We start from the raw sequence: 17576 nt of genomic DNA on the forward strand, positions 1-17576 counted from the left end.
GCGGTGATCGCACGCGTACGCGCCGGGGAGCCGGAGGCGTACGCGCAGCTGGTGCGGGCCCATACGGGCATCGCGCTCAGGGCGGCCGCGGCGCTCGGGGCGGGTGCGGACGCGGAGGACGTGGTGCAGCAGGCCTTCGTGAAGGCGTACTGCTCGCTGGACCGGTTCAAGGACGGCGCCGCGTTCAAGCCGTGGCTGCTGGCGATCGTGGCCAATGAGACGAGGAACACAGTGCGCACAGCGGCCCGCCAGCGCACGCTCGCCGGGCGCGAGGCGGCGTTCGTGGAGGCGGAGCCGCTGATACCGGAGTCGGCGGACCCGGCGGTGGCCGCGCTGGAGATAGAGCGCCGTGCCGCACTGCAGGCCGCACTGGAGAAGCTCAGCGAGGAGCACCGTCTGGTCGTCACCTACCGCTATCTGCTGGAGATGGACGAGTCGGAGACGGCCCAGGCCCTGGGCTGGCCCCGGGGCACGGTGAAGTCCCGGCTGAACCGCGCACTGCGGAAGCTGGGGCGGCTGCTGCCGGATTTCGAGCCTCGGGAAGGGGGTGATGAGCATGGCTGACGGACGCGGGCCTGACGACGATGACGGCCGAGAGGCGTACGGGAGCGACGGACGGCGTGCGTACGGCCGTGAGGGCGCCGATCGGCACAGTGGGCGCCCCGCCCGCGGACATGCCGCTGATCACGGTCGGCGCGGCGACCCGGCAGGGCTGCCGGAGGAGCTGCGTGCGCTCGGGCGCTCCCTGGACGCGCCGGACGCCGGGGACGGCGCCGAGACGATGGTCGAGCGGGTGCTGGGGCAGATACTCGCCATGGGGCCACCGCCCACGCCCTCCAGGCAGTGGGGGAACGCGGGGGTGCCGGTGGCCGAGCCGCCGGGCGCGGCCGGGCGGCTGCGGTCGGTGCGGCGCTGGGCGCGGGTGCGGTGGCGTTCGCTGACCGCGTCGCTGTGCGGCCTGCTGACGGTGCTCGTGCTCACGCCCCCGGTGCGGGCGGCGGTCTTCGACTGGTTCGACTTCGCCGGGGTCGAGGTGCGCTACGACCCGTCGGCGGTGCCCTCACCGGGCGCCGAGGTCCCCGGCTGCGGTCACTCGGTGTCGTTCGCCCAGGCCGAGCGCCGGGCCGGCTTCGAGCCGCTCGTCCCGAAGGAGCTCGGCACGCCGGACGCGGTGACGGTGACGGGTGAGCCAGGGGGACGGTTCGTGGTGAGCCTGTGCTGGCGCGAGGACGGGCGCACGATACGGCTGGACGAGCGCCGGGCGAGTGTGGACATCGGCTTCGCCAAGGCGGTGCGCGAGCCGCCGGAGTGGATCTCGCCGGCGCCCGACGGGTCGAACGGCGCCGGGTCCGGCCCGGCCCTGTGGTTCCCCCGACCGCATCTGCTGACGTTCTGGTTGGTGGACGCGGGCGGGGAGCGCTACGCACGCGAGGAGCGGACGGCCGGTCCGACGCTGCTGTGGACGCACGACACCGAGGGCGAGGCCGTGGCGCTGCGGCTGGAAGGGGTGGCGTCGAAGGAGCGGGCGCTGGGGGTCGCGCGGTCGCTGGGCACGCCGTCCGAAGAGGCCTCGAAATAGGTGGTTCGGAATGGGAACCCAGCCGCGTCGGGCGGTGTACCAGAAGTGACAAGCGGCTCGGGGACGGGCCGCACGGGGATCGCTCGGGTTGGGGGTTCGGATGTCGGGACAGGGGATCGGCCGCTTGTGGGACCGGTTGCGCAGGCGTGAGGGCCGCGAGAGGAGTCGGAGTCGTGAACTCACCGCGCTGACCGGGGCGTTGACGGGAGCACTCGCCCTGCTGCTGTGGGGTGCCGCGTCCCCCGCGTCGGCGGGAGGGCCGACCAGCGTGCTGCTGGTCTCACCGGAGAGCACACAGACGGCCTCGCTGTACCACTCCGACAAGGAGTACGGAGAGCTGGACCGGCTGCTCGGCGCACCGGGCAAGGGCACGCGTGACAAGCCGCCGGAGGCCGACCTGACGACAGCCCGCCAGATCAACGTCACCTGGATGGTCCATGACGTGACGCCCTGGCGCCTGGACCGGGTCTACCCGAGCCATCAGGGGAAGGACGTCTGGATACACACGGCGGCGAACCTGGACAGCACGACGAACGGCGTCTGGCGCCGCGCCGAGCACCCGAGCCGGCTTCGCGCCCTGCTCGACAGGCTGGGCCTGATGGGCAAGGCCTCCTCGGAGGGAAACGAGGCGATCGTCCCACCGGCGTGGGAGGCGCCAGGGACGGACGAGGCAACGGAGGCGACCGAGGCATCCCCGGCCCAGGCGGGGCCAGGGCCGAGGTCGGGAGCGGGATCGGGGTCGGATGACGGCACCGACTGGTGGTGGGCCGTGCCGGGCGCGGCGGCCGGAGCCGTGCTGGCGCTGCTCCTGCGCCCCTTCGCCACCCGACTGCCGCTGGACCGTCTGCGAGGAGAGCCGGGGCCGAGGCAGGAGCTGCGGGACGTATGAGCGCCGGCCTGAAGGGAGAGCTGCGGCTCACGCTGCTCGTGACGGTGGTGGTGTCGGCGGCGCTGGCGGCCCTGTGGGGCACGGCGGCGAGCGCCGCGGCCGTCCCTGCGCAGGGGCGGGACGCCCCCGACGTGGCCATGGTCATCACCGGCGGCACGGGACGCTCGATGGCGCTGCGTTCCGGCAAAACCGCGTTCGCCCGTCTCTGGCAGCTGCTGCAGCCGACGTACGTGGGGACGGAGCGGGTGTCGGAGGAGTGGGATGAGGGGCGGCATCCGCCGATACGGATGACGGTGGTCTGGGGGCTGACGGGAGTCGGCGGCTGGCCACAGACGAGCCGGGCACCGGGAGGGGATGTGGCAGTCCAGCGGCAGGACCAGCTCTTCGTGGCCGAGGACGGCACGCCCTGGGTGCGCTCGGATCTCGCGCCGGATGTGGAGGACGACGACATCCGCTGGCATCGGGCCCCGCGCTCCGCCTTCGAGCGGCTGGATCTGGCCCGGCTGGTCGGTGGGTCCGCGGGCGAGGTCGTGGAGGTCGACGACGGCACGGCGGCCGGGGGCGGCTGGTCCGGGCCGGTGCCGGAGGGTGCCGGGTGGGGCTTGGCGGGGCTGGCCGTGGGGTTCGCGACCGGTGCGGGCGGCACGCTGCTGATACGCCGCGCGGCGGCCCGGCAGGAAGCCGGACCGCCGCGGGAGGGGCCGCGTCAGGAGTTGATCGACCTGGACCTGTGAGGCCGTAGGCGCAGCGGCATGGGCGTCAGCCCAGGTCGACCTCCGGGTAGAGCGGGAAGCCGGCCACGAGGTCGGTGGCGCGGTGGGAGATCTCGTCGGCGATCTTCGAGTCGAGGACGTGAGCGGCCTTGGACGGGGCGCCCGACTTGGTCGTGCCCGGCTCGGTGGTGGTGAGGACGCGGTCGATGAGGGCGGCGACCTCGTCCATCTCGGCGGTGCCCAGGCCCCGGGTGGTCAGGGCGGGGGTGCCGATGCGGATGCCGGAGGTGTACCAGGCGCCGTTGGGGTCGGCCGGGATGGCGTTGCGGTTGGTGACGATGCCGGACTCGAGGAGCGCGGCCTCGGCCTGGCGGCCGGTGAGTCCGTAGGAGGAGGCGACGTCGATCAGGTTGAGGTGGTTGTCCGTGCCGCCGGTGACAAGGGTCGCGCCCCTGCGCATCAGCCCTTCCGCCAGCGCCCGGGAGTTGTCGACGATGCGCTGGGCGTAGTCGCGGAAGGACTCCTGGCGGGCCTCGGCGAGGGCGACGGCCTTGGCGGCCATGACGTGCGGGAGCGGGCCGCCGAGGACCATCGGGCAGCCGCGGTCGACCTGGTCCTTGAGGGAGTCGTCGCACAGGACCATGCCGCCGCGCGGGCCGCGCAGCGACTTGTGGGTGGTGGTGGTGACGATCTGGGCGTGCGGGACCGGGTCGAAGTCGCCGGTGAGGACCTTGCCGGCGACGAGACCCGCGAAGTGGGCCATGTCGACCATGAGCGTGGCGCCGACCTCGTCGGCGATCTCGCGCATGATCCGGAAGTTCACGAGACGGGGGTAGGCGGAGTAGCCGGCGACGATGATCAGCGGCTTGAACTCGCGGGCGGAGGCGCGCAGGGCCTCGTAGTCGATCAGGCCCGTGGCGGGGTCGGTGCCGTAGGAGCGCTGGTCGAACATCTTGCCGGAGATGTTCGGGCGGAAGCCGTGGGTGAGGTGGCCGCCGGCGTCCAGGGACATGCCGAGCATGCGCTGGTTGCCGAAGGCGCGGCGCAGTTCGGCCCAGTCGGCCTCGGAGAGTTCGTTGACCTGGCGGACGCCGGCCTTCTCCAGGGCGGGGGCCTCGACGCGCTGGGCGAGGACGGCCCAGAAGGCGACGAGGTTGGCGTCGATGCCGGAGTGCGGCTGGACGTAGGCGTGGCGGGCGCCGAAGAGCTCCTTGGCGTGTTCGGCGGCGAGGGACTCGACGGTGTCGACGTTGCGGCAGCCGGCGTAGAAGCGGCGGCCGACGGTGCCCTCGGCGTACTTGTCGCTGAACCAGTTGCCCATCGCCAGGAGGGTGGCCGGGGAGGCGTAGTTCTCGGAGGCGATCAGTTTGAGCATCTCGCGCTGGTCGGCGACCTCCTGGCCGATGGCGTCGGCCACGCGCGGCTCGACGGCGCGGATCACGTCGAGGGCGGAACGGAAGGCGGTGGACTCGGTGGAGAGGGGCTCGGCTGACATGGGGACCTCCGGACGTCGTGTGCAGCGATCACGGTACGGCCCAGGCGCACGGCACTCGGTCTGGACTTGGCCCAGGGGCCGCTCCCCGATGGTTGGTCCATCCCAGCGCGCCAGTCACGGCCCGCCGATCAGCCTACCGGGCGCGCCGATGAGCGATGGTCCCGCGTCCACCATGCGAGCAACGATAGGAAGGGGCCGCACAGCACTCGTAAGGCAGGAACTGGACAGTGGCCGCGAGCCTCGTGACTGCCGGAAACACGAGCCCTCGCGGTGGCGGAAACACGAGCCCTCGCGGTGGCGGAAACGGAGAGCCCCGTGGGTACGTCGAGCACCAACGAATCCCTGATCGCCACGATCGACGCGCACAGCGCGCACAACTACCACCCGCTGCCGGTAGTGGTGGCGACGGCGGACGGGGCGTGGATGACGGATGTGGAGGGGCGGCGCTATCTGGATCTGCTGGCCGGGTATTCGGCGCTCAACTTCGGGCACGGCAACCGGCGGATCCTGGATGCGGCGAAGGCGCAGCTGGAGCGGGTGACGCTGACGTCGCGGGCGTTTCATCACGACCGGTTCGGGGCGTTCTGCGCGCAGCTCGCCGAGCTGTGCGGGATGGAGATGGTGCTGCCGATGAACACGGGGGCGGAGGCGGTGGAGACGGCCGTGAAGACGGCCCGGAAGTGGGGGTACCGGGTCAAGGGCGTGCCGGCGGAGATGGCGAAGATCGTGGTGGCGGGCAACAACTTCCACGGCCGTACGACGACGATCATCAGCTTCTCCACCGACCCGGAGGCGCGGGCGGACTTCGGGCCGTACACGCCGGGCTTCGAGATCGTGCCGTACGGGGATCTGACGGCGATGCGGGAGGCGTTGACGGAGAACACGGTGGCGGTGCTGCTGGAGCCGATCCAGGGCGAGGCGGGGGTGGTCGTCCCTCCCGCGGGCTATCTGCCGGCGGTGCGGGAGTTGACGCGGGAGCGGAACGTGCTGTTCGTGGCGGACGAGGTCCAGTCGGGGCTGGGGCGTACGGGGCGCACCTTCGCGTGCGAGCACGAGGGCGTGGTGCCGGACGTGTACGTCCTGGGGAAGGCCCTCGGGGGCGGGGTCGTGCCGGTGTCGGCGGTGGTGTCGTCGGCCGAGGTGCTCGGGGTGTTCCGGCCCGGGGAGCACGGGTCGACGTTCGGTGGGAATCCGCTGGCGTGTGCGGTGGCGCTGGAGGTGATCGCGATGCTGCGGACGGGCGAGTTCCAGCAGCGGGCGGCGGAGCTGGGCGCGCATCTGCACCGGGAGCTGGGGCAGTTGGCCGGGACCGGGCGGGTGACGCAGGTGCGGGGGCGCGGGCTGTGGGCCGGGGTCGACATCGCCCGGGGGCATGGCACGGGGCGGGAGGTGTCCGAGCAGTTGATGGAGCGGGGTGTGCTGGTGAAGGACACCCATGGGGCGACGATCCGTATCGCGCCGCCCCTGGTGATCGGAAAGGAGGATCTGGACTGGGGGCTGGCCCAGTTGCAGGGCGTGCTCGGGGTCTGATGGGGAGGCCTGCGACGGTCAGCGGTTCGCCGTGTGGTTCAGGATCGCGCCATGGATCGTCCGAGATGGTGGGCGTGCGCGTCGCCGGTGTGCAAGCCCGGCGCTTCAGCGGCGGGTAGGTGGCGCCATGGCCTCCGTGATGCCGTCCCACAACCGGGACCTCGCCTCCAGCGCGAGGGTCGCCGTCTCCACGGCCTCCCGCCAGCGTGTGTCGTCCGTGCCGCACAGGTCGGCGACCATCTGCATGGCCATCGGGGTGTGCTCCTCGCCGTCGACCTCGATGTGGCGGGCCAGATAGTCGCAGAAGAGCGGGAACCGTTCGGTGCCCTCCTTCCTGATCACCTGGTCGAACATGTCCGGGATGAGGTCCTCCCGGGAGAAGGCGAAGGCGGCGGCCCGGCAGTGCAGTGGGCGGTCGGCGATGATGCCGAAGGTGGTGCGCACGAACTCGGCCGCCGGCGCGGGCACTTGGGCGACATGCAGTGCCGCCGGCACATCGTGGCCCTCCGTGATCAGCGCCAGGAAGGTGTCGATGGGGGCCGTCTCGGCGCCCGCCTCGGTCATGCCCGCGCGATAGAGCTCGAAGTGGCTGGTGAAGCCGCCGTTCAGCTCGTCGCTCTCCTCCACCAGCACAATGTCGTTGATCAGTCGCCGGCTCACCTCGGAGCCGCGCGGCACCCAGGGGACGTCCACACATGTCAGGTCCCGTTGCAGGGACTTGAGCAGTGACATGAAGTCCCACACCGCGAAGACGTGGTGCGCCATGAACGTCGCCATGTCCGCGCGGCTGCCGATCCGCTGGTAAATCTGGTGGGCGGTGACTTCTTTTCGTACGGGTTCGATCGCGGCGCGCGCCCGGTCGATTCCCTCGTGGGTCATGTTCCAGTCGTAGCGAGACATGGTTCTCCTTCGCTTTCCCACTGAGCGGAATATCGATCCTGGGCATTTCTCGCGACTTTTGGCAAGCGCTTCCCGGGATTCCGTAAGAATTGCGTAATACTTACCGACGGTACTCACCGAAAAGCAGCCAAGGGTTGCGATTCGGACAGTCGAAAAAATCTTGATTGAACGTTGAACACCGAGGGCTTTCATGCCGTAATCGACGACGTGACCAGTAATCCCGTCACCGTCACCGTGGCCTTTCACGTGGTGCCGGGCCGCGAGGCCGACTTTCATTCCTGGGGGTGGGCCATGCTGGGCGCGAGCGCACAGCAGCAGGGTTTTTTGGGGGGTGGCGTCCTTGTCGACCGAGAGGCGGAGTGGCATGTGGTCTACCGCTTCGCCAGCGAGGGGGCAGCCCTGGCCTGGGAGAACTCGGACGTCCGAGCGCAGCTGGACACCCGGGCGGCGGAGCTCGCCCGGGAGACGGGGCGCAGGAGGGTGCGGGGCTCGAAGGCATGGTTCGACTCCCAGACCCTCACCCCGGCCCCGCCGACTCCGCCGGCGAAGTGGAAGCTCTGGTTCGTGAATATGAGTGCGGTTTTTCCGCCGGTACTCCTGTTCAATCTGACCGTGCTCCCCTATCTGAACAACCTCAATGCGCTTTTTCGTACGCTGCTGTTGTGCCTGAGTGTGACGGCCCTCGTCACCTGGATTCTCATGCCGCGCCTTCAGCGTTTCTTCCGGAAATGGCTGTATCCGCCGCTCCAGGCGCTTCGTGGACGGCACAAACGACGGACCGCATAGGTCCGGGACCAATCAAAGGAGGTGGGCGGGTGAAGACCCTGCTCATCGACAATTACGACTCGTACACGTACAACCTGTTCCAGCTGATCGCCGAGGTCAACGGCGAGGAGCCGCTGGTGATCCACAACGACACCCCCGCCGACCGGATCCCGGATCTCGCGGGGTTCGACAACGTGGTGGTGTCGCCGGGTCCCGGGCACCCGGGCGCCTCGCGCGACTTCGGCATCAGCGCCAGGCTGCTCGCCGAGTGCCGGCTGCCCGTGCTCGGCGTCTGCCTGGGCCACCAGGGCATCGCGCTCGGGGAACGGAGCCGCGTCGAGCCGGCCCCGCGGCCCCTGCACGGTCATCTGTCCACGGTCCGGCACGACGAGCGGGACCTGTTCCGGGGGTTGCCGCAGCACTTCACCGCGGTGCGCTACCACTCGCTGGCCGTGCGCGAGCCGCTGCCCGGGACGCTTGAGGCCACCGCCTGGGCCGAGGACGGTGTCCTGATGGGGCTCCGGCACCGCACCAGGCCCCTGTGGGGGGTGCAGTTCCATCCGGAGTCCGTCCTCACGGATTACGGCCACCGCATGCTCGTGAACTTCCGGAACCTGACGGCCGAACGGGCCCGCAGGCCCCGTACGAAGAACACCGCGGTGCCTTCATCGGCCGCGCCGTCGCCGGTCGCCCTCATCCCCCGCCCCCGGACCGCCGGACGCACCGCCTACCGCCTGCACACCCGCCGGATCGCCGGCGCGGTCGACACGGAGGCCGCCTTCACGCGGCTGTACGCATCCTCGCCGCGCGCGTTCTGGCTGGACAGCTCCCTGGTGGAGGAGGGGCGGTCCCGCTTCTCGTTCCTCGGGGACGACAGCGGGCCGCTCGCCGAGTTCGTACGGTACGACGTCGACGCCGGCCGCTGTGAGATCGAGCGGGCCGGACGGCCGCCGCGCAAGGTCGCGGCGAGCGTCTTCGACTACCTCAAGCGGCAGCTGACGAACCGTCGGGTGGACGCCACCGGGCTGCCCTTCGACTTCACGGGCGGCTATGTCGGCTACTTCGGCTACGAGACGAAGGCGGACTGCGGCTCGCCGAACCAGCACCGGGCCGACACCCCGGACGCCTGCTGGCTGTTCGCCGACCGGCTGATCGCGGTGGACCACCAGGAGGGCTTCACCTACGCCGTGTGCCTGGCGGAGGACACCCCGCGGGCCGCGCGGGAGGCCGCGGACTGGCTGGAGAGCACGCTGGCCCAGCTCACCTTCGTCACCGCCGAGACGGACCGGCCGTCGCCGCCCGCGTCCGCCGAGTCGGACCTCGACGCCGCCGAGCCGTGGCTGGTGCGCGACCGGGCCACGTACCTCGCCGACATCGAGGCGTGCAAGCAGGAGCTGCGGGCGGGCACCAGCTACGAGGTCTGCCTGACCAACGCCGCCCGGATGCCCGCCCCGTCCGACGCGTACGGCTTCTACCGGGTGCTGCGGCGCGTCAACCCGGCGCCGTACGCGGCCTTCTTACGGTTCGGGGAGTTCGACGTGGCCGGCTCCTCGCCCGAGCGCTTCCTGCGGATCACCCGGGACGGGCACGCCGAGGCCAAGCCGATCAAGGGCACCGCGGGTCGCGGTGCCGGGCCCGAGGAGGATGCCCGGCTCAGGGACGCGCTGGCGACGGACGCCAAGACGCGTGCCGAGAACCTGATGATCGTGGATCTGCTCCGCAACGACCTTGGCCGGGTCTGCCGGACCGGGTCGGTGCGGGTGCCCAAGCTCATGGCCACCGAGACGTACGCCACCGTGCATCAGCTCGTCTCCACCGTGGAGGGGCGGCTGCGCGAGGGCACGGACGCGGTGGACTGCGTCCGCGCCTGCTTCCCCGGCGGCTCGATGACCGGCGCGCCGAAGCTGCGCACCATGGAGATCATCGACGCCCTGGAGACCGAGGCCCGCGGGGTCTACTCCGGTGCCCTCGGCTATCTGGGGTGCAGCGGCGGCGCGGACCTCAACATCGTCATCCGTACGGCCGTCCTCGCGGACGGGGTGCTGCGGCTGGGCGCCGGCGGAGCGATCGTCCTCGACTCCGATCCGGTCGCCGAGTACGACGAGATGCTGCTGAAGACGGCGGCCCAGATGCGGGCCCTGCGGGAGCACACGGCGGCGGGGGCGGGGCGGTCCCGGGACACGGCGTCGTCTCCGGCGCGCAGCGTCGTGACCACCCTGGCGGACATGGGCTCCCAGCAGAACGCCGGGACCACGGCAACAGGGACCGGCGACAGCCACGAACCCGGCGTCATCCCGTCCGTCGCGGAGGAGGCCGCCCGATGAAGACCGAGCAGTCCTTGACCGCACCGCACACCGCCGTTCCGCACCCCACGAGGCCCCCACGGGCTTCGGGCACCACGCACCCCACGCACCCCACGGCCCCTCCGCAGTCGTCCGCCACCGCCGGCCCCGGGACACCCCCGCCGGACGCAGCAGCCCCCGGGAACCTCGCCGCCCACCTCGCCGATCTCTCGGCGCGGCGTGGATGGGACGCTCGGCCCGCGTTTCACCAGGGGCATCGGGCATGGACCCACGCCGAGGTGCACGAGCTCGGGGCGCGGGCGGCCACCGTGCTGGCCGGTCACGGGGTGCGCCCCCGTGACCGCGTGCTGCTCGCGCTGCCCGACGGTGTCGCCTGGGTGGCGGCCTTTCTCGGGGTGGCCCGGCTCGGTGCCGTCGCGGTTCTCGTGAATCCCGAACTTCCCGCCGCCGACCACGCGTTCATGGCCCAGGACACCGAGGCCGTGCTGTGTGTGACGGGACCGGGTCTGGAGCAGGAGCGTTTCCGCGGCCGGGCGTGTCTCGGCGCCGACGAACTGCTCGCGCTCGCCCCCGCCGCCGAGCCGGCCCCCGCCCACCCGGTCGACGCGCACACCCCGCTGTATGTGCAGTACACGTCCGGTACCACCGGCCACCCCAAGGGCGTCGTGCACACGCACGGCGACCCGAAGGCGTATCACGACCTGATCGGCCGGCGGGTGCTGCGCATCACCGAGGACGACGTCACCCTGTCGGTGTCGAAGCTGTACTTCGCCTACGGCTTCGGCAACGCCTTCGTCTTCCCGCTCTTCTCCGGCTCCTCCGCCGTCCTGACGGACCGCCGCCCGACCCCGGCCGCCGTCGACGAACTCGTCGCCCGGCACCGGGTGACCCTGCTCTACTCCGTGCCGTCCGCGTACGCCGCCCTGGTGGCCGACCGGGGCAGCGGACACGAGGCCTGCTTCGCCTCGGTGCGCGCCGCGGTGTCGGCCGGCGAGGGCATGCCGGACGGGCTCGGCGGACAGGTCACCGAACTGCTCGGCGCGCCCGTGCTGGAGCAGATCGGCTCCACCGAGGCCGGGCACGCCTTCTGCGCCAACGGCTTCGAGCACCACCGTCCGGGCACCGTAGGCCGCCCCGTACCCGGCTTCGAGGTGGAGCTGCGGGACCGGGCCGGGCGCCCGGTGCCGGACGGGGCGGAGGGCGAGATGTGGGTGCGCGGGCCGACGGTGACGCCCGGCTATCTGAACCGGCCCGAGGAGACCGGACGCACGCTCGTCGGCGGCTGGCTGGCCACCCGGGACCGGGCCCGCCGCGAGCCGGACGGCACCTACCGGCACCTGGGCCGCGCCGACGACATGGAGATGGTCGGCGGCATCACCGTCTCCCCGCTGGAGGTGGAGGCCGTACTGCGGACCCACCCGGCGGTGCGGGAGGTCGCCGTCGCGGCGGTGGCCGACGGGCGCGGGGCGAGCCGGCTGCGTGCCTTCGTCGTGCCCCGCACCCCCGTACGGGACGGCCTGGAGGGCGAACTCCTCCGGCTGGCCCGCGAACACCTCGCCGCCTTCAAGGTCCCCCGGGGCGTCAGCCTCGTCCCGTCCCTGCCCCGCACCCCGACCGGAAAGCTCCGCCGCCATCTGGTCCGCAAGGGCGCGTGGTGACCATGCCGGAGAGGAACAGCCGAGAGAGGAACAGCCCCATGCCACAGCAATCCCTGCTCTCCGAACGCGGGTTCTATCTGGGCCCGGTGTTCCGGCGCGCGGCGGACCGGCACGGCGCCGTCTTCGTCACCCTGGACCGGCCGCTGGACGTCCGCCCCGACCTCGGGGTCGATCTGAGCTACCCGGTGCTCGCCGACGTGGTCGACGAGCTGTCCGGCCGGCTGTGGGCGGCGGGGGTGCGGCCCTCCGAACAGGTGGCCGTCCACAAGACGGACAACGTGGACATCGTCCTGCTGACCTGTGCCGTCTCCCGCATCGGCGCCGTCCCGGTACTGCTGTCGCCCACGCTGGCCGGCCCGGTGGCCGGGCAGTTGCTGGCCCGGCTGCGGCGGCCCTGGCTGATCACCGACCGGGCCAAGCTGGAAGGCCCGCTCGCGGAGGTCGCCCTGCCCGCGGGACGCACCCTCTCCGTGGACGACGCCCCCGGCGCCGATCCGCTGGAGAAGTACGCCGGCGCCGAACCCGCCGCACCCGTACGGCTGCACCCCCGAGAGCCCGCCCTCATCACCCACAGCTCGGGCACCACCGGCGTCCCCAAGCTGGCCGTGCACTGCGCGAACACCATGTGGAACCGGCTCGTACCGCAGCAGGCCATGGGCTGGCCCACCCGTGGGGAGACCGCGGCGCTGCACATGTCCTTCGTGCACTCGCGCTTCTACCATCTGCTCGGCGTCCTGCTGCACTTCGGCAGCCCGCTGGTGCTGATCACCGACCCGGCGCCGGACAAGGTCGCCCCGCTGCTCGTCCGGCATCGCCCCGGCATCGTCGAGACCCACCCCAACACCTTCGTGCTGTGGGAGGAGCTCGCCGACGCGCCCGGCGCCCCGCTGTCCCGGGTGCGGTCGTACGGCTCCACGTTCGACGCGATCCATCCGCGCACCGTACGGCGGCTGCTGGACGCCTCGAAGCGCCGTACGCCCTGGCTGATCCAGCTGTACGGGCAGAGCGAGACGGGCCCCGTCGCGTTCCAGTGGTTCACCCGGCGCAGCGCCGCCCGCGCGGACGGCCGCCGGGTCGGGACCGGCATCCCCGGCTTCACCCGGGTCCGTGTCACCGACGCCGAGGGCAGGCGGGTCGCGCCCGGGACCCCCGGCCGGATCGAGGCCCGCACCAGGGGCCGCATCCTCACCTACCTCGGCATGCAGGACCGCTACGACCGGCAGCTCGACGACGGCTGGTGGGAGATGGGCGACATGGGCTACCGGAGCCGACTGGGCGCCCTGCATCTCATAGACCGGGAGATCGACCAGATCGACGCCGTGCACAGCAATCTGGAGGTCGAGGACACGCTGATGTCCCGCCTTGAGGAGCTGCGCGAGATCGTCATCGTGCCCGGCGTGGACCGCGAGCCGGTGCCGGTGGTGTGCGTGCGGGGCGAGCGGCCGCTGGACCCGGAGCGCTGGCGGAGGGCGACGGCCGATCTGCCCGCGATGGCCGAGCCCCGGCAGTGGCGGTTCGAGGAGCTGCCGATGACCGCGACCTGGAAGGTGAAGCGGGTGGAGATCACCCGCATGCTGACCGAGGGCGCGCTCAGGTGAACCCGGTCGTCGTGGTGGGCGCCGGCCCCGTGGGCCTGTCGGCGGCGCTCGGGCTGCGCGCGCACGGGCTGGACGTCGTCCTGCTGGAGGCCGACCCGAAGGACCGCGAACGGCCCGGCAGCCGGGCCCTGTTCGTGCACCGGGAGACCCTCGGGCTGCTCGACGGCATGCGGCCGGGGCTGGCCGCCGAGATCACCTCGTACGGACGGACCTGGCACACCAAGCGCACCCTGTACCGGGGCCGGGAGGTGTACTCCCGCACCTTCCCGCCCCCGTCCGGCCCTCCGGGACTCCCGCCCTTCACCAGCCTGCGCCAGGTGGACACCGAACGCTTCCTGCGGGCGGCCTGCGAGCGGGCCGGGGTGGAGTTCGTCTGGGAGGCCCGCGTCACCGGCGTAAGCACCACGGAGTCCGGGGTCCGGCTGACCGCCGACGACGGACGGGAGTGGACCGGCGCGTACGCCGTCGCCGCCGACGGGGCCCGCTCCACCGTCCGGCGCGAGCTGGGCATCGCCATGGAGGGCACCCGCGGCGAGGGCTTCCACGTCGTCGTCGACGTGGCCGACGTCCCGGGCGCCGAACAGCCTGGGGAGCGGGTCTTCCACTACGAGCACCCGGGGGTCGGCGGACGCAGCGTGATGCGGGTGCCCTTCACCGGGGGGTTCCAGGTCGACCTGCAGTGCCGCGACGACGACACGGAGGAGGCGTACGGCACCGAGGAGGCCGTACGGCGCTGGCTGCCGGCGGTCGTCGGGGACGGGTACGGCGAGCGGATCCTGTGGGTGTCGACGTACCGCTTCCTGCGCAAGGTGGCGGCCTCGTTCACCGACTCCCACCGCCGGGTGCTGCTCGTCGGGGAGGCGGCGCATCTCTTTCCGCCGTTCGGGGCACGCGGGATGAACAGCGGGATCGCCGACGCGGCGGCGGCAGCGGACGCCATCGCGGCGGGGACGGCCGAGGCGGTCGCCGACTTCGCCGAAGTCCGGCGCGCCGCGGGCCTGTTCAACAGCGCCGCCGCCGGCAGGGCACTGGATCACCTGCGGCCCCGGCGCCGGACCGTACGGGCCAGGCAGCGCGCGGCGGCGGTGCTGGCGCCGGTGCTGCCGTGGTGCGGTTCGTGGCTGGAGCACGCGCCGTACGGCCCTCGGCACGGGGCGCCAGCGGTGGCGGGCGGCAAATACTGAGGACGCGTACGAGGCAAGGATGAGGGCGAGTACGGAGGAGGACCCCGCTTGATCACCCGACCGGTCACCACCGAGGGGCTGTTGACGTGGACGCCCGGACGGGGCCTGACGCCCGGTGGGCAGGCGGGCGGGCGGCTGCTCGTCGCGGACTCCTGGCTGGTGCGCGACGGCCGGGTGCGCGGCTTCGACCGGCACCGGGAGCGCTTCGCGCGGGCCTGCGGGGAGTGCGGTGGGCCGCCGCCGCGCCGGCTGGTGGAGTTCTGGCGGGACATGACCGCCGTACTGCCGCGCGCGGGTGAGTGGTTCCCCCGGGTGGAGCTGACGGAGGGCTCCGGCGAGCTGCGAGTCCTGCTGCGGCACGCTCCGCCGCTCGGTGCCGGCATCCGGGTCTGGGCGCTGGGTCAGCCCGATCCGCGTGCCGTCCCGCGCCGCAAGGGACCCGACCTGGACGTCCTGGCCGAGGTTCGCCGGCGGGCAGCCGACGCGGGTGCGCAGGAGGCGGTGCTGGTCACGCCCTCCGGCGAGGTGCTGGAGTCGGCCACCGCCAGTGTCCTGTGGTGGGAGGACGACACCCTGTGTCTGCCCCCGTCCCGGCTGCCGCTGCTGGCCGGGGTGACCGCCGGGCTCATCGAGGAACGCGCCCGGCGCTCCGGGATCCCGGTCGACCGCCGGACGCGGACCGTCGCCGAGCTGGACGGCCGTGAGGTGTGGCTGGTCAACGCGTTGCACGGGATCCGGCCGGTGACGGAATGGACGGGACGGCCGATGAGGGCGGCACCGGCGACGCGGGCCCCGGAATGGCGGACATGGCTGGACGACCTCATGGAGCCGCTGCCGGATAGGTGACCGCGACCGAGAAAAATCGACTGCCGAAGCCAACCAAAAGTGCGGTCGGTCAAAAGTGCGCCGGATCGAATTCAGCCCGACCCGGCGCACTCATCGCTGCCCGAATTCGCTATTTCTTTTCGACGGCCGGCTGATAACCACCCGGAACCATGCGCGTCGCAATGGCGATCCGGTTGTACGCGTTGATGACGGTGGCCGCCCAGATCAGTGCCGCGATCTGCGCCTCGTCGAAGACCTCCGCGGCGGCGGCGTAGACCGCGTCCGGCACCCGCCCGTCGTGCACCAGGGTCACCGCCTCGGTCAACGCCAGTGCGGCGCGCTCCCGTTCGGAGAAGAAGGGCGTCTCCCGCCAGGCGTTCAGCGCGTAGATCCGCTGCTCGGTCTCGCCCGCGACGCGGGCGTCCTTGGTGTGCATGTCGAGGCAGAACGCACAGCCGTTGATCTGTGACGCGCGGATCCTGACCAGTTCCAGAAGCTCCGGTTCGACCTTGGCGTCCCGGGCCGCCGAAACGGCCGCGCCGTGCAGGGAGCCCATCGCCGCGGACACATCGGGAGTCGTTTTCTTGAGGGCTACGCGGGATATGGAATCGCTATTGCTCATGAGGCGACTCTATCCGTGAATGGGACGGTCAGAGGTCGTTATCGCCAAAGGAAATCGAGGACAGCACCGAGCACAATGCGTCCAGCGCCCCGGACCATGCGTGCTCCGGTGGTGTCCCGTATCCCACGACCAGGGCGTCCAGCGGCTCGACGACGGCGTCGGGGTGGCGGTAGCGGGGATTGAGCCCGTCGACGGCCAGGCCGTGCCAGGCCGCCGTCCGGAGCACCGACCGCTCCGTGCCGGGCGGGAGTCGCAGGACGGCGTGCAGGCCCGCCGCGATACCGGTGACGCGGATGTCGGGGGCACGGCTCGCCAGGGCCGAGACCAGCGCGTCGCGGCGCCGGCGGTAGCGCGACCGGGACGCCCGGACGTGACGGTCGTAGGAGCCCGAGGCGATGAACTCCGCCAGCGTCAACTGGTCCAGGACGCCGGACGTGTCCACACCTCCCTTGGCCCTCAGCACCTCCTCCACCAGGCTCGGCGGCAGCACCATCCAGGCCAGCCGCAGACCGGGGGCGAGGGACTTGCTCACCGTGCCCAGATGGACCACGTGATCGGGGTCCAGGCCCTGGAGGGCGCCGACCGACTGGCGGTCGTAGCGGAACTCGCCGTCGTAGTCGTCCTCCAGGACGAGGCCTCCGGTGCGGCGCGCCCAGTCCACCACCGCCGTCCGGCGGTCGCGGTGCAGGGAGACGCCCATGGGGAACTGGTGGGCGGGGGTGAGCAGGACCGCATCCTCGGTCGTCAACCCGGCCGGGTCCGTGCCGAGTTCGTCGAAGGGGAGGGGGACGGTGCGCAGGCCCGCCCGCCGCGTCAGCAGCCTCCAGTGCGCGTCCAGGCCGTACGACTCCACCGCCACCGTCGTCGCCCCGCGCGCCCGCAGCACCTCACCCAGCAACCTCACCCCATGCAGGAACCCGGCGCAGACGACGATGCGTTCGGGATCGGCGCGCACGCCCCTGGCGCGGGCGAGGTAGCCGGCGAGAGCCGTGCGCAGTTCGGCACTGCCGCGGGGGTCGCCGTAGCCGAGGGCCTGGGAGGGGGCGGTCAGCAGGGCGCGGCGGGCCGCCTTGAGCCACTCGGTGCGGGGGAATGAGGTGAGGTCGGGGGTGCCGGGGATCAGGTCGTAGGCCGGGCGGGGGTGTTCGCGGGGACGCGAGGTCGTGCTGTCGGTCGGCGGGATCACCGTGCGGTCCGCCACCCGCGTGCCCGAGCCCTGCCGGGCGGTGAGCCAGCCCTCGGCGACCAGGTCGGCGTATGCCTCGGCGACCGTGTTGCGCGCGACACCCAGGTCGGCGGAGAGCGAGCGGGAGGAGGGCAGACGGGTGCCGGGGGCCAGCCGGCCGGTGCGGACCGCCTCGCGCAGGGCATCGGTCAGGCCCCGACGCAGACCCGGTCCGGTCGGCTCCACGTGCAGGTCTACGCCCAAAGTGGCCCACGGTTCCGCCATGGAAATGGACCATACCCCTGGGCTGCCTGACTCCTAGGGTCGAGCCTGTGACCATCCAGCCAACA

General features: G+C 72.2%; 15 protein-coding genes and 1 riboswitch. Of the genes, 11 read left to right on the plus strand and 4 right to left on the minus strand.

The features are described from left to right. The first annotated feature begins 3 nt into the window (after window positions 1-3). The 4 genes from IM697_RS39715 (at window position 4) to IM697_RS39730 (ending at window position 3202) form a co-directional block, all read left to right on the plus strand. Window positions 4-564, plus strand: coding sequence for an RNA polymerase sigma factor (locus tag IM697_RS39715; RefSeq protein ID WP_228044352.1), 561 nt, complete (start codon window positions 4-6; stop codon window positions 562-564). Next, the gene (locus IM697_RS39720) at window positions 551-1579 is read left to right on the plus strand and encodes a hypothetical protein (RefSeq protein WP_228044353.1); all 1029 of its coding nucleotides are present in this window, start codon (window positions 551-553) and stop codon (window positions 1577-1579) included. Before IM697_RS39715 ends, IM697_RS39720 begins: the two co-directional genes overlap by 14 nt. Window positions 1580-1679: 100 nt before the next feature. Beyond that, window positions 1680-2468: a hypothetical protein gene (locus IM697_RS39725; RefSeq protein WP_228044354.1), complete on the plus strand. Its 789-nt coding sequence runs from the start codon at window positions 1680-1682 to the stop codon at window positions 2466-2468. Further along, window positions 2465-3202 (plus strand): hypothetical protein, encoded by a 738-nt coding sequence (locus tag IM697_RS39730; protein WP_407699577.1) that lies wholly within the window; start codon window positions 2465-2467, stop codon window positions 3200-3202. Before IM697_RS39725 ends, IM697_RS39730 begins: the two co-directional genes overlap by 4 nt. Window positions 3203-3227: 25 nt before the next feature. Here the strand turns inward: IM697_RS39730 and IM697_RS39735 are convergent, their stop codons facing one another. Next, the gene (locus tag IM697_RS39735; RefSeq protein WP_194041680.1) at window positions 3228-4676 is read right to left on the minus strand and encodes a glycine hydroxymethyltransferase; all 1449 of its coding nucleotides are present in this window, start codon (window positions 4674-4676) and stop codon (window positions 3228-3230) included. Window positions 4677-4707: 31 nt separating this feature from the next. After that, window positions 4708-4804, minus strand: a riboswitch (ZMP/ZTP riboswitch). Between the two features lie 187 nt (window positions 4805-4991). Here IM697_RS39735 and rocD point away from each other — a divergent pair. Beyond that, complete coding sequence (gene rocD, locus IM697_RS39740) at window positions 4992-6206, plus strand: ornithine--oxo-acid transaminase (RefSeq protein WP_194041682.1); 1215 nt, start codon at window positions 4992-4994, stop codon at window positions 6204-6206. Window positions 6207-6311: 105 nt separating this feature from the next. Here rocD and IM697_RS39745 read toward each other — a convergent pair whose 3' ends face one another. Beyond that, window positions 6312-7106 carry a DUF3050 domain-containing protein gene (locus tag IM697_RS39745; RefSeq protein ID WP_194041684.1) on the minus strand — a complete coding sequence of 265 codons (795 nt, stop codon included), beginning with the start codon at window positions 7104-7106 and terminating at the stop codon, window positions 6312-6314. Between the two features lie 171 nt (window positions 7107-7277). Here IM697_RS39745 and IM697_RS39750 point away from each other — a divergent pair, with 171 nt between their 5' ends. Genes IM697_RS39750 through IM697_RS39775 form a run of 6 tightly spaced genes read left to right on the plus strand, consistent with a single transcriptional unit; the run spans window position 7278 to window position 15460 of the window. Next, complete coding sequence (locus tag IM697_RS39750; protein ID WP_228044355.1) at window positions 7278-7892, plus strand: putative antibiotic biosynthesis monooxygenase; 615 nt, start codon at window positions 7278-7280, stop codon at window positions 7890-7892. A gap of 29 nt (window positions 7893-7921) precedes the next feature. Next, on the plus strand, window positions 7922-10195 hold the full coding sequence (gene pabB / locus IM697_RS39755; RefSeq protein WP_194041687.1) for an aminodeoxychorismate synthase component I: 2274 nt from the start codon (window positions 7922-7924) through the stop codon (window positions 10193-10195). After that, entirely contained in the window at window positions 10192-11832 is a 1641-nt protein-coding gene (locus IM697_RS39760; RefSeq protein ID WP_194041689.1) for an AMP-binding protein, read from the plus strand. The genes pabB and IM697_RS39760 overlap by 4 nt, the downstream gene beginning before the upstream one ends. Window positions 11833-11870: 38 nt before the next feature. Next, on the plus strand, window positions 11871-13430 hold the full coding sequence (locus IM697_RS39765; RefSeq protein ID WP_194041691.1) for a class I adenylate-forming enzyme family protein: 1560 nt from the start codon (window positions 11871-11873) through the stop codon (window positions 13428-13430). Further along, a complete protein-coding gene (locus IM697_RS39770; protein WP_194041693.1) occupies window positions 13427-14614 on the plus strand; it encodes an FAD-dependent monooxygenase in 1188 nt (395 codons plus the stop codon). The genes IM697_RS39765 and IM697_RS39770 overlap by 4 nt, the downstream gene beginning before the upstream one ends. Before the next feature lie 48 nt (window positions 14615-14662). Beyond that, window positions 14663-15460, plus strand: coding sequence for an aminotransferase class IV (locus tag IM697_RS39775; RefSeq protein ID WP_407699578.1), 798 nt, complete (start codon window positions 14663-14665; stop codon window positions 15458-15460). A gap of 109 nt (window positions 15461-15569) precedes the next feature. Here the strand turns inward: IM697_RS39775 and IM697_RS39780 are convergent, their stop codons facing one another. Together IM697_RS39780 and pdxR are read right to left on the minus strand one after the other, a co-directional pair. After that, window positions 15570-16061: a carboxymuconolactone decarboxylase family protein gene (locus IM697_RS39780; RefSeq protein ID WP_194041695.1), complete on the minus strand. Its 492-nt coding sequence runs from the start codon at window positions 16059-16061 to the stop codon at window positions 15570-15572. A gap of 28 nt (window positions 16062-16089) precedes the next feature. Next, the gene (gene pdxR, locus IM697_RS39785) at window positions 16090-17511 is read right to left on the minus strand and encodes a MocR-like pyridoxine biosynthesis transcription factor PdxR (RefSeq protein ID WP_194041697.1); all 1422 of its coding nucleotides are present in this window, start codon (window positions 17509-17511) and stop codon (window positions 16090-16092) included. Window positions 17512-17576 lie beyond the last annotated feature (65 nt).

The organism is Streptomyces ferrugineus, assembly GCF_015160855.1.
Taxonomy (GTDB): domain Bacteria; phylum Actinomycetota; class Actinomycetes; order Streptomycetales; family Streptomycetaceae; genus Streptomyces; species Streptomyces ferrugineus.